Source organism: Ruegeria sp. K11 (assembly GCF_056531905.1).
Window position 1 is genome coordinate 112,654 of sequence record NZ_JBQFMP010000003.1, and the last position, 14,615, is coordinate 127,268.

A 14,615-nucleotide genomic window follows, 5' to 3' on the forward strand; every position below is an offset into this window, starting at 1 on the left:
CAAGCTTAACCCATTATGCGTACGATCATTTCCTTCGCTGCCCTGTTTCTCTCGGTCATTCTGCTGCAATTGTCGACGGGCGGAGTTGGTCCGTTGGATGCGATCTCGGGCCTGACGCTTGAGTTCTCGACCGAGCAGATTGGTCTGTTGGGGTCGGCGCATTTTCTGGGTTTCTTCATCGGCTGCTGGTGGGCCCCCCGCCTGATGGGCAATGTGGGCCATTCCCGGGCTTTTGCGGTCTGCACCGCGCTGGGCGCGATGGGGCTGCTGGGGCATACATTGACAGACGATCCCCGTAATTGGGCAGTCCTTCGGATTGCCTCGGGCACCTGCGTTGCGGGATGCTATACGGTGATCGAGGCTTGGCTGAACGCCAAGGTGACCAATGAAACCCGCGGGCGTGCGATGGGCACCTATCGGATCGCCGATATGGGTGCCTCGCTTTGCGCGCAGCTGATCATCGCAGTACTGCCGCCTGCCTCTTATGTGTCGTATAACATTCTGGCGATCCTGTGCTGTGCCTCGCTGTTGCCGCTGACCTTGACACGGGCCAGCCAACCCAAAACCCCGGACGCACCGCGCCTGAGACCCAGGCTTGCATGGCACAGCTCTCCTCTGGCCGTGGCGGGTGTGATCGTCGCAGCGCTCAGCTCGGCCTCCATGCGTATGGTAGGGCCGGTTTATGGGCAAGAGGTCGGCCTGGGCGTTGATCAGATCGCGTTTTTTCTTGCGTCTTTTGTTCTGGGCGGCGCGCTGGCACAGTATCCGCTGGGCTGGCTGGCCGATAAATATGACCGTCGTTGGGTCTTGATCTGGCTGTCCGCAGCCGCGGTTCTCAGCTGCGGCATTACCATGCTGGCCAGTTCGGCAGGAACGGTCGGCGTCATGCTGGCCGCCGGGTTCTTCGGGCTGACCACTTTCCCGATCTTCTCGGTTTCGTCAGCGCACGCAAACGACTTTGCCACGACCGAGCAGCGGGTCGAGCTTTCCGCTGCTCTGATGTTCTGGTACGCGTTGGGGGCGATCGCCTCGCCCTATGTTTCGTCCTCACTGATCCAGCAGTATGGACCCGGAGCGCTGTTTGCCTTTGTCGCGTTGGGTCATGTTTTCCTGATTGTGTTTGGACTGGCCCGAATGCGGTCGCGCCCCACACCAGACGAACGCACCAATTATGTCTATGCCCCGCGCACGTCCTTTACTATCGGGCGCTTGCTGAAACGATCGCGCGAAGAATAAAGGGCCGGGAAATCCCGGCCCTTGCTTTGGTTATTGGGTCGGAGGCATCTCATCCTCCAGCACCTCAACGGTGTCGGCCGGGTCGGGCGTTGCATCCAGCGCCCCGTTGACCACGCCACCAACGCCATTCTCCATCGACAGGCCCAGTTCCTCGCCCAGTTTCTTGAGCGCGGGCATCTGCACCGCCATCCCCATGATCGAATCCAGAGCTTGATTGACCACCGGCTTGTCTCCGCCCGATGCACTGCCACCAGTCGTACCACCAATACCACCAACCTGATGGATCTTGATCGAGTCGATCTTCTCAGCCGGTTTGACCATTTCCGAGATGATAGAGGGCATAGTCTCGATCCGTGCCAGATCCACCTTCATACGGATCTGAGCGGACGACAGAGCGTTGTCAGCCTCGACAATCGCACGCTTACCTTCCGCTTCGGCCAGCATGTCGTTCTTCTTGGCCTCCGCGCGAATATTCAGCGCATCCGCTTCGGCCTGAGCTTCCTCACGGCGCGCTTCGGCGCGGTCGGCAGCGGTCTCTTTCTCGGCCTGCGCGGCCAGACGGATCGCGGTGGCCTGACGTTCGGCTTCACGGGTCGCTTCGATCAGAACGATCTGCTTCTGACGCTCGGCCTCAGCCACTTCACGCGCAGTCGCCACGGCTTCGGTCGCCTTGGTCGCCTCGGCGCGGGCCAGATCAGCAGAGGCACGCGCGCGGCTTTCCTCTTCGGATTTCTGCGCGATGATGATCTGACGTTCCTGTTCGGCCACTTCGATCTCACGCTCTTTGGCGATCTCGGCGTCGCGGATTTTGCGCTCCCGCTCAATCTCAGCCGCACGAATGGCCTCTTCACGCGCGATCCGGGCGCGCTCGGTTTCACGGACCGAGTCCTCGGTCCGCGCCGCGATCTCGGCCTCTTGCGCCACGCGCAGGGTTTCGACCTTCTGCGTCTGCTCAATCCGCGCCTGCGCTTCGTCCTGTTCGATCAGCAACTTCTGGCGCTCAGCCTCCATCGCGGCGCGGCGCACTTCGACCTCGGCCTCGGCATCAATCTGGGCGCGTTCTTTCTTGGAAACCGCGATCACCTCGGCCAGTTTACGCATACCAACGGCGTTAAACGCGTTGTTCTCGTCCAGAGCTTCGAACGGCGTCTGGTCCAGCGCAGTCAAAGAGACAGATTCCAGCGACAGACCGTTTTTCAACAGATCCTCAGACACCGCATTCTGCACCTCCTGCACAAAGTCGGCGCGGTTTTCATGCAGACCGTCCATGGTCATCTGAGCGGCCACGGCGCGCAGACCATCGATCAGCTTGCCCTCGATCATCTCGCGCAGTTGCTCGACGTCGAAGGTGCGATCACCCAGCGTTTGGGCTGCGCGCGCGATCCCCTCTTCGGTGGCCATGACCGAGACGTAGAATTCAACGCCAACATCCACGCGCATCCGGTCTTTGGTAATCAGGGCAGCCTCGCCGCTGCGCTGCACTTCAAGGCGCAGGGTCTTCATGTTGACCGGGCTCACCTCATGCAACAGCGGCACAATGATGACGCCACCATCCATGATGACTTTCTTGCCGCCTGCTCCGGTTTTGACCAGGCTGACTTCGCGGGTCGCGCGACGATAGAGACGGCCCAGCACAAGACCGATGAATAAAAGTACCGCTAAAATGGTCACAACTGTGACGGCCAGGAATTGAAGTTCCATGCAAATCCTCCTTCTTGGGGTTAAAAAAACTTGGTTAGTCAGACATGCCGACCAGAACGAACCGGTCGCGCCGTCGATCACGCAGAACAAGGACTTCGGTTCCCTGATCCAGCGCATCCTTGTCCTGCAGCGGTTCTGCGCGCAGGTAATGAGTGTTTCCGAACCGATCCATCACGCGCACCTCGGCGGGACGGCCTCGGGATGCAGTGCCCTGCGTGATCACGCCCCGACGTCGGGCGAGCATCCGTTCGGACATCGCTTCGGTTTCGGTTTTGGGCAGAAGGCGGGCAAAAACGCCGCCAAATCCACGTGCGAACCACAGGCCGAAGGCGCAGGCAGGGATCGCGGCCATCCAAGTCGGCAGGTCAAAGTCCAACAGGTCACGCAGGGCCAGTTGCAGACCCATGCCGGACAGACCAAAGCCTGCAAGCAGAACCACCAACCAGATCATGAACGGCATCTTGCCAATGCCCAGCCACCCGAAAGGCCCAGCTGATGCGCCCTCGGGCATCTCGGCCTCAACCTCGGCCAGTTCGAAATCGCCCAGGTCGATATCCGCATCGATATCAAGATCAAAATCAGCGACGTCCAGATCGGGGGCATCGATTACTTCCAGATCAACGTCGCCCTCGCCCGTCATCAGACTGCCGCCCAGCATCAGCGCAATCAGTTCCAGCCCCAGAAGGCCGAACAAGAGCGCAAGCGCAATGGTAAAGGGCACAAACGCACCCTCAAGCAGAAAGCTGAACATCAGCACAATGTCCCTTTTATTGTATACTTTGGTATGCAATTAAGATGGGAGGTCATCTCATTAATTTCAAGAGTTTGTGATTCTATATTTCAACCTATGGATAATCCCGCCAATCCCAGAGTTGCAATCCGGCAGCGCAAAACAAGTCTGTTTTTGAATTCCCGGGGGACTAAAACGACAACACCATGAAAGCCGGGCTTTTGCTGGGCGGTCACATAAGGTAGACGAGCGCGCAGTTAGATACGTGGAAACGGAACATGGCTCGGATTCTCATCACCTCGGCGATCCCCTACATCAACGGGATCAAACACCTCGGCAACCTGATCGGCTCGCAGCTGCCCGCCGATCTTTACGCACGCTATCAGCGTGGCCGGGGGAACGAGGTCATGTTTTTGTGCGCCACCGACGAACACGGCACTCCTGCTGAACTGGCAGCAGCCAAGGCGGGCAAGCCGGTTGCCGAGTATTGTGCGGATATGTACGCGGTACAGGCCGATATCGCCAAGCGTTTCGGGCTTAGCTTCGATCACTTTGGCCGCTCGTCCAGCGATCAGAACAAGCATCTGACCCAGCATTTTGCGGGCAAGCTGGACGAGGCCGGGCTGATCCGTGAGGTCAGCGAAAAGCAGGTCTATTCCATTGCCGACGGCCGCTTCCTGCCGGACCGCTATATCGAGGGCATCTGCCCCAATTGCGGCTATGACCGCGCGCGCGGTGACCAGTGCGAGAACTGCACCAAACAGCTGGACCCGACCGATCTGATCGAGCCGCGCAGCGCGATCAGCGGCTCGACCGATCTGGAGGTGCGCGAGACCAAGCACCTCTATCTGCGCCAGTCGGCGATGAAGGATCAGCTGGATGCGTGGATCGACAGCAAGACCGATTGGCCGATCCTGACCACATCCATCGCCAAGAAATGGCTGCATGATGGCGACGGGCTGCAGGATCGCGGCATCACCCGTGATCTGGACTGGGGTGTGCCGGTCAAGAAGGGCGATCAGGACTGGCCCGGCATGGAGGGCAAAGTCTTCTATGTCTGGTTCGATGCCCCCATCGAATACATCGCCTGCGCCAAGGAATGGGCTGATTCCACTGGCAAACCGGATGCCGAATGGGAACGCTGGTGGCGCACCGACAAAGGAGCGGATGACGTGCGCTATGTCCAGTTCATGGGCAAGGACAACGTGCCCTTCCATACGCTTTCTTTCCCGGCCACCATTCTGGGTTCGGGTGAGCCGTGGAAGATGGTCGATCACCTGAAATCGTTCAACTATCTGAACTATGACGGTGGCCAGTTCTCGACCTCGCAAGGTCGCGGCGTGTTCATGGATCAGGCACTGGAAATTCTGCCTGCCGACTATTGGCGCTGGTGGCTGCTAAGCCATGCGCCCGAGAGCAGCGACAGTGAGTTCACATGGGAGAACTTCCAGCAGTCCGTGAACAAGGACCTCGCCGATGTGCTGGGCAACTTCGTCAGCCGGATTACCAAATTCTGCCGTTCGAAGTTCGGCGAGGCTGTGCCCGAAGGCGGTTCGCACGGTGAACGCGAACAGGCTTTGATCACGGAGCTCACGAAACGCGTTCGGGCCTATGAGGGCTTTATGGAGGCGATGGAGGTTCGCAAATCCGCTCAGGAACTGCGGGCCATCTGGGTTGCTGGGAACGAATATCTGCAAGCCGCCGCGCCGTGGTCGAAATTTAAGGAAGACCCCGAGCAGGCAGCGGCACAGGTGCGCCTGGGTCTGAACCTGATCCGTCTGTATGCCGTACTCAGCGCACCGTTCATTCCCGATGCCTCAGCCCGGATGTTCAGCGCGATGAACACGCTGGACACGGGTTGGCCTGACGATGTCGAAGCCGCGCTGAACGCCCTGCCCGCGGGTCACGAGTTCACGGTTCCCGATGTATTGTTTACCAAGATCGCCGATGAACAGCGCGAGGATTGGCAATCCCGCTTTGCCGGTACGCGCACCTGAGCCATTCAAACGCACATGAGACCAGAGGGGAAACCCTCTGGCCGTTACACCTGCGTTTGACATTACCTTTGTTCCGTCACCCGCTGATTTGCGAGGTGTGGCGGTAAGCCTGCGCTGCGAAAGCATATTTTCTGCACGCAAACGCCTGTCGTGGCGACCAACACGCTTGAGTAATTCGGGCAAACCCGCCATCCTCAAGCCAAGCTCAGATGACTCGGTCGGCTAAACCCGATTGGCGTCGCGCCCTGATTTACCATGACGAGGCAATTATCATGTCCCCTGTACCGATCTTCGCAACATCCCGCTCCGGCAGCTTTTTGCGTGGGATTTTAACCTGTTCGGCGATGGTGATCTGCTCGAGCCTGGCGCAGACCGCCTTTGCACAAGGTGCCGAGGACGCTGCTCCGCCCAAAGTGTCCATCGCAGCCGCCTACACGCAGGAGATTACCGAAGAGGCTGTCTTTATCGGTCGGGCCGAAGCGCTGAACAAGGCGGATATCGTGGCCCGCGTCAGTGGATTTCTGGATAGTCAGAATGTCGAAGACGGCGCATTGGTGAACGAAGGCGATGTTCTGTTCACAATCGAACCCGATCTTTATGAGGCCACGCTTGAAGCGCGAAATGCCGACCTGGACCGGGCGCAGGCAAATCTGGAGCTGGCCAAGGTCGATTTGGCGCGCAAGGAAGAGCTGTACAAGCGAGACGCCACACCGGAATCCGAACGCGATATCGCGCGAGCCAATGAATTGGTGGCCGAAGCCGAGGTCAAAGCAGCGAAGGCCGCAATCCAGCAAGCCGAACTGGACCTGAGCTATACAGAAATTCACGCGCCCTTTACTGGGCGTATCGGACGGGTTGCGATCAGTGTGGGTGACGTGGTCGGACCTACGAACCCGCCTCTGGTGAATATCGTCAGCGAAGCTCCGATTTACGTCAATTTTTCACTAAATGAAAAACAGTTTACCAGCGTTCTGGAAGTGGTAGGCGAGAATGCTGCCAGCCTGGCGGAGAGCAACAAAAGCCCAATCGTCCGCGTGACGCTCCCGAATGGGTCGGAACTGGATGAAGAAGGAAAAATTGTCTTTGTGGACAACAGGATCGACCCTCTGACCGGCGCAATTACCATGCGCGCCCAGTTCGACAATTCCAGCCGATTGATCATTGATGGGGCGTTTCTGAGTGTTCACATTGAAGCCCTGCAACCGACACTGGAGGTTCTGATCCCGCAGGCCGCGTTGCAGCGGGACCAGCGCGGCGCATTTGTTCTGGTCGTCAACGATCAGCAGATGGTCGAACAGCGTTACATCACCACAGGCGACAATTTTGAGACATCTGTCATCGTCAAGGACGGGCTTCGCGAAGGCGAAAGTGTGATCGTCGAGGGATTGCAACGCGTGCGCCCCGGCGTGGCCGTGGACGCTGTTGTCGCGTCTGATCAGCCGGGAGAGTAACAGATGTTCTCAGCCCTGTTCATCAGCCGGCCGAAGCTGGCGCTTGTCATCTCGCTGTTGCTGACCATCATGGGCGGCATCGGCTATCTGGTCCTGCCCGTTGCGCAGTTCCCTGACATCACGCCGCCCGTTGTAAGTGTTTCAGCCTCGTATACCGGCGCGAACGCAGAGACCGTAGAGAACACCGTTGCCGCCCCGATCGAGGCGCAGGTGAATGGTGTCGACGACATGATCTACATGACGTCGACTTCCTCCGATAACGGTTCTTACTCGCTGAACGTGACCTTCGAGGTGGGCACCGACCCTGACATTGCGTCGGTCAACGTGCAAAACCGGGTGGCGCAGGCCATGTCATCGCTGCCAACCGAGGTGACAGCCTCGGGCGTCGTCACGCAAAAATCGTCTACAAACATGCTGCTTCTGGTGACCCTGACATCACCGAACGGCACCTATGACAGTGTGTTTTTGTCCAACTATGCGTCGATCAACCTTAAAGACGCGCTGGCGCGGATTCAGGGCGTCGGCAAGGCCGACGTCCTGACCAATCTGGAATACGCCATGCGGATCTGGATGGACCCGGACAAAATGGCGGCCCTGTCGATCACGCCCGGGGATGTGATCAGCGCCATTCGGGAACAGAATATCGAGGTCTCAGCCGGTTCCATCGGCGCGCCCCCGGTGCCCGAAGGTCAGACGTTTCAATACACGATCAAGACCAAAGGCCGGCTGACATCAGCTGCGGAATTCGGCGATATCGTGATCCGCACAGGTGATGCGGGCTCGATCGTTCGGGTTCGTGACATTGCGCGGGTCGAACTGGGTGCACAGTTTTATGCCGCCTCGGGCTTTTACCAAAGCGTTCCAGCCACGGTGATCGGTATCTATCAGGCGCCGGGCGCCAACGCTTTGGCGGTGGCCGAGCGTGTTCAGACCGAACTGGACCGTCTGTCCCGAACCTTCCCGACAGATGTGGAATATGATGTTCCGTTCAACACCACGGATTTCGTCGAGCAATCGTTAAATGACGTGGTTTCCACCCTGATCCTGACCTTCATTCTGGTGATCTCGGTTGTGTTTGTCTTCCTTGGCAGTTGGCGGGCCACCATCATTCCTGCCGTGGCTATTCCGGTGTCTCTGATCGGAACATTTGCCTTCCTGCTGTTGTTTGGAATGTCGCTTAACACGATCTCGCTGTTTGCCTTGGTTCTGGCCATCGGGATCGTGGTGGATGACGCGATTGTCGTGGTCGAAAACGTTGAACGTATCATTGCCGACGAAGGCTTGCCTCCGGCCGAGGCGACACGAAAGGCGATGGGGCAGATCACTGGCCCTGTCATCGCAACAACACTGGTTCTGCTTGCCGTTTTCGTGCCCGTCACCTTCATGCCGGGTATCTCGGGGCGACTTTACTCGCAATTCGCGGTGACGATCTCGACCGCTGTGGTCATCTCGTCGATCAACGCGCTGACCCTGTCGCCCGCATTGTGTGGTCTTGTGCTGCGCGCACGCTCTGGCCCGCCCAAGGGCATTCTGGCCGTCTTTGAATCGTTCATCGGCGGCATCCGAGGCGGCTATGTATCCATTGTGCGCAAATTGCTGATCCTGCCGGTGGTCTCGCTGGCGATCATCGGCGCCTTCGCTTTTGGCGGCGTGACCATCATGTCGAACACCTCGTCGGGCTTTCTTCCGCTGGAGGATAACGGCTATCTGTTTGTAGACGTGCAACTGCCCGACGCCGCGACGCTGGAGCGGACAGAGACCGTGACCAAACGGGTCGACGATCAGATCCGAGAGATTCCCGGCGTCGCCAATACGGTTCTGGTGAACGGGTTTTCGTTGCTGAACGGCACGATCACCAACGGCGCCGCGATCTTTGTCAACCTTGACAACTGGGAGGAACGGCAGGACGAAGACCTGACCGCCGACGCCATTCTGGGCAAGGTTCTCGCCATCGCGAACGGCGAATCCGCCGCGTCAATCGTGGCATTCAATCCCCCGCCAATTCAGGGTCTTGGCATGTCAGCGGGCGTCGAAATGGAAGTTCAGCAAACCGGTGGCGGATCGCCACAGGATCTGGCCTCGGCTGTCGGCTCTTACGTCTACGCAGCCAACCAGCGGCCGGAAATCGGACAGGCCTATACCACCTTCCGGGCCAACGTTCCGCAGCTGTTCGTCGATCTGGATCGCGAGAAAGCAAAGACCCTGCAAGTGTCGGTCTCAGAGATTTTCCAGACCATGCAGGCGCAGCTGGGGTCGTATTACGTCAACGACTTTAACCTGTTTGGCCGCGTCTACCGCGTCATGATCCAGGCCGATGGCAGCTATCGTGACAATGTCGAGGATATCTCGAACCTCTATGTCCGCTCGACCAAAGGTGAGATGGTGCCGCTGGGCACATTGATCGACGTGGAAAACGTGTTGGGGCCGGTCTTGCTGAAACGGCATAACCTGTTCCGTTCGGCGACGGTGACTGCCGTCCCGGCAGAAGGGTTGTCTTCGGGGGATGCGATCCGGGTCATGACGGAAGAGTCGGAGACCGCCCTGCCCCCGGGTTACACGTTCGAATGGACCGGCACGGCACAACAACAATTGGCGTCCGGCGGGCTGGTGATTGTGATCCTCGGGCTGGCGGTGTTGTTCGGTTATCTGTTCCTTGTGGGACAATATGAAAGCTGGACGATGCCTGTCTCGATCCTTCTGTCGGTGATCGTGGCTCTGTTTGGCGCGGTAGCCGCCGTGGCAATCGTGGGCAGTGACATCAACCTGTATACGCAGATCGGGATGATCATGCTGGTGGGGCTTGCCTCGAAGAACGGGATTCTAATCGTGGAATTCGCGATGGAACAGCGCGCCAGTGGGCGTTCGATCAAGGACGCCGCAGCCGAGGCCGCGTACCAGCGTTTCCGCGCGGTGATGATGACGGCCCTGTCCTTCCTGTTGGGTGTGGTCCCGCTGCTGGCCGCCAGCGGCGCGGGTGCGGCCAGCCAAAAGGCGATCGGGGTCGCCGTGTTCGGCGGAATGCTTGCAGCCACGCTGTTTGGCGTGATCCTTGTACCTGTCCTTTACGCCGTGATGCAGAGTTTGCGAGAGCTTCTGAAGGGCGGCAAGAAAGACCCGGACCCAACTGAAACAGCGGCCTGAGCGCCAAAGCTGAAAGCCCCGCCAAGCTGGCGGGGCTTTTTTTTGATTACTGCATTTGCCTGCTAAAGCTGAGTCGCCATCCACGCATCGATCCGCGCGATCTGGGGTTCAGACAATCGTAGTCCCTGCTTGTTGCGCCGCCAGACAACGTCTTCGGCGCAGCGCGCATATTCCTTGTCGATCAGCCATTTCACCTCTGCCTCGGTCAGTGTCGCACCGAAGGCTTCACCCAGATCTTCGGGTTTTTGCGCCGACCCGAGGATGATACGTGCGTCGGTGCCATAGGCACGTACCAGGCGCTCTGCCCAGGGTCGGTCCAGAAAACCGCAATCCCGCATCAGGGCATCGACCAAAGCCTCCACCCCGTCCACCGGGAAGTCCCCACCCGGCAATGGAACACCCGCCGTCCATGGCCCTGCAAGATCGGGAAAATGCTCGGCCACCTTTTCCAATGCGCTTTCGGCAAGGCGGCGATACGTTGTGATCTTGCCGCCAAAAACATTGAGCACAGGCGCCCCACCCTCGGCGTCCACCTTCAGCGTATAATCCCGCGTGGCCGCCGTCGCGCTGCTGGCCCCGTCGTCGTACAAAGGACGCACACCGGAGTAGGTCCAGACAACATCATCGCGGCTGATTGCGGTTTCAAAATATTTTGACGCGAAGGCACACAGGTAATCCTGTTCGGCTTCGGTACAGACCGGGCGTTCCGACGGATCAGAGTGATCCTGATCGGTCGTTCCAATCAGAGTAAAATCCTGCTCATAGGGAATGGCGAAAATGATGCGACCATCTTCGCCCTGAAAGAAGTAACACTTGTCATGATCGTATAGCTTACGCGTCACGATATGGCTGCCGCGCACCAGACGGACACCCTCGCGCGAGTTAATTCGGATTTTGGTCTGGATGATATCGCCAACCCACGGCCCGCCTGCGTTAATCAGCATCTTTGCGTGGATTTTTTTGACTTCACCACTGTCGCGATCCCTGATCGTAACCTCCCAAAGATCGCCCACACGCTCAGCCGATACAACCTCGGTCCGGACCATGATTGTCGCGCCGCGCGCCTCGGCATCGCGGGCGTTCAGGACCACCAGACGGGAATCCTCGACCCAGCAATCCGAGTATTCATAGGCAGTTTCGAACTTGCCCAGCAACGGCTTTCCTTCGGGCCCCATGCGCAGATTGACCGAGCGGGTTCCCGGCAGAATCTTTCGTCCGCCGAGATGGTCATACATGAACAATCCCAACCGGATCAGCCAGGCTGGGCGCCGGCCGCGCATCCAGGGCATCACCAGCCCAAATAAACGCGAGGTCGGTGTATCGGAATCGAAACGCATATCAGCGTGGTAAGGCAAGACGAACCGCATCGGCCAGCTGATATGAGGCATCGCGCGCAGCAATGTCTCGCGTTCGATCAACGCCTCGCGCACCAGGCGGAACTCAAAATACTCCAAATACCGCAGCCCGCCGTGAAACAGCTTGGTCGAGGCCGAAGACGTGGCCGAAGCCAGATCATTCATCTCGGCCAACGTCACCGACAGACCACGCCCTGCCGCATCACGTGCGATACCACACCCGTTGATCCCGCCACCGATCACAAAAAGATCGGTCACCTCAGCGTTTTGCGACGACATAATCAGCCGATTCCCTATCCGATGGAGTTGCGCGCATTAACCGGATCGGCGCGCGCACCGTCAACTATATTTTTCGATTTCTTTCGATTTTACGCGAATAATCGCGATATCCTAAACTTCGAGTCATTTTCGCGCTGATCTTACCAAGTTTTTATTGCCTTAAGGGGAGAAAAGAACAAAAACGAAAATAACCCCATCCGGAGCACCTCATGTCCCTCTCATTCCGTCAATCCGACATTCTAGACATCGCCAGACAAGACGGTCGCGTCGCGGTCGAGGACTTGGCAGCGCGCTTTGACGTCACTGTACAAACCATCCGCCGCGACCTGACCGAATTGTCAGAAGCGGGACTGCTGGACCGGGTTCATGGCGGTGCCGTCTTGCGGTCTGGCGTCTCGAATATCGGCTACGATGACCGGCGCGCACTGAACGCCGACATCAAGGCAGAGATCGCCAAGCGTTGCGCCGACGGCATCTCGGACGGAAGCTCAGTCTTTCTGAACATAGGCACATCGACCGAGGCCGTTGCCCGGCAACTGCTGTCTCACAGGAACCTGTTGGTTGTGACCAACAACATGAATGTTGCCAACATTCTGGTCGACAATCCGAATTGCGAGATCGTGCTGGCGGGCGGCGTACTGCGCCGGTCGGATGCCGGTTTGGTGGGAAATCTGGCAGTATCGACCATTCAGCAATTCAGATTTGATAACGCAGTCATCGGATGTTCGGCCCTGGATGCGCAGGGCGATCTGCTGGACTTTGATCTGCAAGAGATTCTGGTCAGCCAGACGATAATTGCACAGGCGCGACACACGTGTCTTGTGGCGGATCATTCCAAATTCCAGCGCACAGCCCCCGCGCGTATTGCCTCGCTTGCCGATATCGACACGTTCTTCACCGATGCCCCGTTAAACAGCTCTTTGGCGCGCGCCTGCCAGGACTGGCAGACGGAGATCGTGGTCTGCAGGTACGCTGACGAAACAATGTCTGGTTGATTCGCCCTATCTGCCGAACTTCTACCGCGTTTGGTGTTTTCGAAATGCGGCATCAACTTCGGAAAACGTGCCAAATCCGTTTTACGGCCAACACCGGGCACGCGACGGCGTATATGGGTCGGGCCGCGAGAAACTGATTGACGAACGACGCGGCAACACCTGAGGATAGACACAACCTTCCCAAACGGAGGCAAGGATATGGGACTGTTGGGGCAGCCGCTGGGCTACTATGACTATCTGACATTTGTGGCACTGATCCTGCTGCTTGCAGCCGTGATGGCGCTGTTCCTGTTCATCATGGGGCTGCCCGGACGCATCGCGATCAAGCGCAATCACCCACACGCCGAAGCGGTCAAAATAATGGGCTGGATGGGATTTCTGGCCATAATCCCGTGGGTTCACGCTTTTATCTGGGCCTTCCACGATGGGGTCACGGTCGATATGCGGCGCGGCCCCGATGAAGAGAAAGACGCCATTCGCAAAGAAATCGAACGGCTGGGCGGCGAGGTCAAACCCGAATATCAGGACCGGCCCGACAGCGACCCGACGCAGAAAAGCTAACGCCCAAGGAAATCACACATTATGTTCGTCGCCCTCGGCATCACGCTTTTTTACGTCATTTTCGTTTGGTTCATCTTCTTCAAGGTCAAATGGCTGAAATTCAACATCACCTGGGGCATCGTCTCGTTCTGGGTTGGCGCGCATCTGCTGCTGATCTTTCTGGTCGCGCTGCGGTTCTTTCAGCCCTTCTCGCTCGACAGCCACGTGGTCCGGTCGACCATCCAGATTCTGCCGCGTCTCACACAACCGACCATCCTGACCGAGGTTCTGGTCGAGCCGAATACGCAGGTGACAAAAGGCGATCCGCTATATCGGTTTGACGACACGGTCTTCGCGCTGGCGGTTGAAAAGGCTCAGGCACAGCTGGTCGGGGCCGAGCAGAACGCCAAAATCCTGGAACAGGATGTGGTCGCCGCGACCGAAGCTGTTGAACGCGCCAACGCGCAACTGGACTATGCTTTCACTCAGCAAGCCCGATACGAGGCGCTTGTTCCGGCAGGTGGCGCCCGGCAGGACGAGCTGGATCGCTGGAACGAACAGGTGACCGAGGATGAGGCCGCGGTGAAGCAGGCACTGGCCAACCTCAAGAAAGCGGAACTGGCGCTCGAATCTCAGATTGACGGGGTGAACACAGGCATTCTGCAGGCCCAGGCGGAACTGGCCGAAGCCAAGTATTTCCTCGAGAACACAACGATTTATGCGCCTGAAAATGGAATGATCGTATCGCAACAGGCCCGCCCCGGGCTGGTGGTCGGCGATATTCGGCTAGGCGCAATCGCCAGTTTCGTGACCGAAGACAACCCCTATATCCTTGCCACGTTCCGGCAGCAGAACCTGAAATTCGTGGAACCCGGGCAGCCGGTCGAAGTGGCGCTGGACCTGTATCCCGGCGAAATCCTTCCCGGCAAGGTCGAGGCGATCTGGTGGGCCACGCGTCAGGGCCAGTACCTTCCCTCGGGGCGGTTGCCAGGGTTCGAATTGCCCGAGCTGCCCGGCCGCATCGCCGTCCAGATCAGCGTTGAGCTGCCCGAACACCATATCTTGCCTGCAGGCGGGCATGCAGCGGTGGCCATCTACACCGGGCAAGGCAAAAGCTTTGAATTCCTCAGACGCATCAATATACGCCTGTATTCTTTCGCCAACTTCATCAGACCACTGGATATCTGACC

Annotated in this window: 10 protein-coding genes; 7 read left to right on the plus strand and 3 right to left on the minus strand. The window is 58.4% G+C overall.

The genetic code is table 11. The annotated features are described in order from the left end of the window. Window positions 1-15 precede the first annotated feature (15 nt). Entirely contained in the window at window positions 16-1,236 is a 1,221-nt protein-coding gene (locus ACR0K4_RS05610) for an MFS transporter (protein ID WP_480853184.1), read from the plus strand. 30 nt (window positions 1,237-1,266) lie between these two features. On the opposite strand, the gene ACR0K4_RS05615 is transcribed toward ACR0K4_RS05610, so the two are convergent. Next, window positions 1,267-2,937 carry a flotillin family protein gene (locus ACR0K4_RS05615; RefSeq protein ID WP_480853185.1) on the minus strand — a complete coding sequence of 557 codons (1,671 nt, stop codon included), beginning with the start codon at window positions 2,935-2,937 and terminating at the stop codon, window positions 1,267-1,269. A gap of 34 nt (window positions 2,938-2,971) precedes the next feature. Further along, window positions 2,972-3,688 carry an OB-fold-containig protein gene (locus tag ACR0K4_RS05620; protein WP_480516369.1) on the minus strand — a complete coding sequence of 239 codons (717 nt, stop codon included), beginning with the start codon at window positions 3,686-3,688 and terminating at the stop codon, window positions 2,972-2,974. A 257-nt stretch (window positions 3,689-3,945) separates the two neighbouring features. Between ACR0K4_RS05620 and metG the strand changes: the two genes are divergently transcribed. The 3 genes from metG to ACR0K4_RS05635 all read left to right on the plus strand — a co-directional run bounded on the left by metG (window position 3,946) and on the right by ACR0K4_RS05635 (window position 10,256). Next, on the plus strand, window positions 3,946-5,664 hold the full coding sequence (gene metG / locus ACR0K4_RS05625; RefSeq protein ID WP_480853186.1) for a methionine--tRNA ligase: 1,719 nt from the start codon (window positions 3,946-3,948) through the stop codon (window positions 5,662-5,664). Window positions 5,665-6,008: 344 nt separating this feature from the next. Beyond that, the gene (locus tag ACR0K4_RS05630) at window positions 6,009-7,115 is read left to right on the plus strand and encodes an efflux RND transporter periplasmic adaptor subunit (RefSeq protein ID WP_480853401.1); all 1,107 of its coding nucleotides are present in this window, start codon (window positions 6,009-6,011) and stop codon (window positions 7,113-7,115) included. 3 nt (window positions 7,116-7,118) lie between these two features. Next, the gene (locus ACR0K4_RS05635; RefSeq protein WP_480853187.1) at window positions 7,119-10,256 is read left to right on the plus strand and encodes an efflux RND transporter permease subunit; all 3,138 of its coding nucleotides are present in this window, start codon (window positions 7,119-7,121) and stop codon (window positions 10,254-10,256) included. Between the two features lie 62 nt (window positions 10,257-10,318). Here ACR0K4_RS05635 and glpD read toward each other — a convergent pair whose 3' ends face one another. Next, the gene (gene glpD / locus ACR0K4_RS05640; RefSeq protein ID WP_480853188.1) at window positions 10,319-11,890 is read right to left on the minus strand and encodes a glycerol-3-phosphate dehydrogenase; all 1,572 of its coding nucleotides are present in this window, start codon (window positions 11,888-11,890) and stop codon (window positions 10,319-10,321) included. 209 nt (window positions 11,891-12,099) lie between these two features. Here glpD and ACR0K4_RS05645 point away from each other — a divergent pair, with 209 nt between their 5' ends. From ACR0K4_RS05645 to ACR0K4_RS05655, 3 genes are all read left to right on the plus strand, one after another. After that, the gene (locus tag ACR0K4_RS05645; protein ID WP_480516361.1) at window positions 12,100-12,885 is read left to right on the plus strand and encodes a DeoR/GlpR family DNA-binding transcription regulator; all 786 of its coding nucleotides are present in this window, start codon (window positions 12,100-12,102) and stop codon (window positions 12,883-12,885) included. 198 nt (window positions 12,886-13,083) lie between these two features. Beyond that, complete coding sequence (locus ACR0K4_RS05650) at window positions 13,084-13,446, plus strand: DUF3302 domain-containing protein (protein WP_480853189.1); 363 nt, start codon at window positions 13,084-13,086, stop codon at window positions 13,444-13,446. A 21-nt stretch (window positions 13,447-13,467) separates the two neighbouring features. Then, the gene (locus ACR0K4_RS05655; protein WP_480516357.1) at window positions 13,468-14,613 is read left to right on the plus strand and encodes an HlyD family secretion protein; all 1,146 of its coding nucleotides are present in this window, start codon (window positions 13,468-13,470) and stop codon (window positions 14,611-14,613) included. Window positions 14,614-14,615 lie beyond the last annotated feature (2 nt).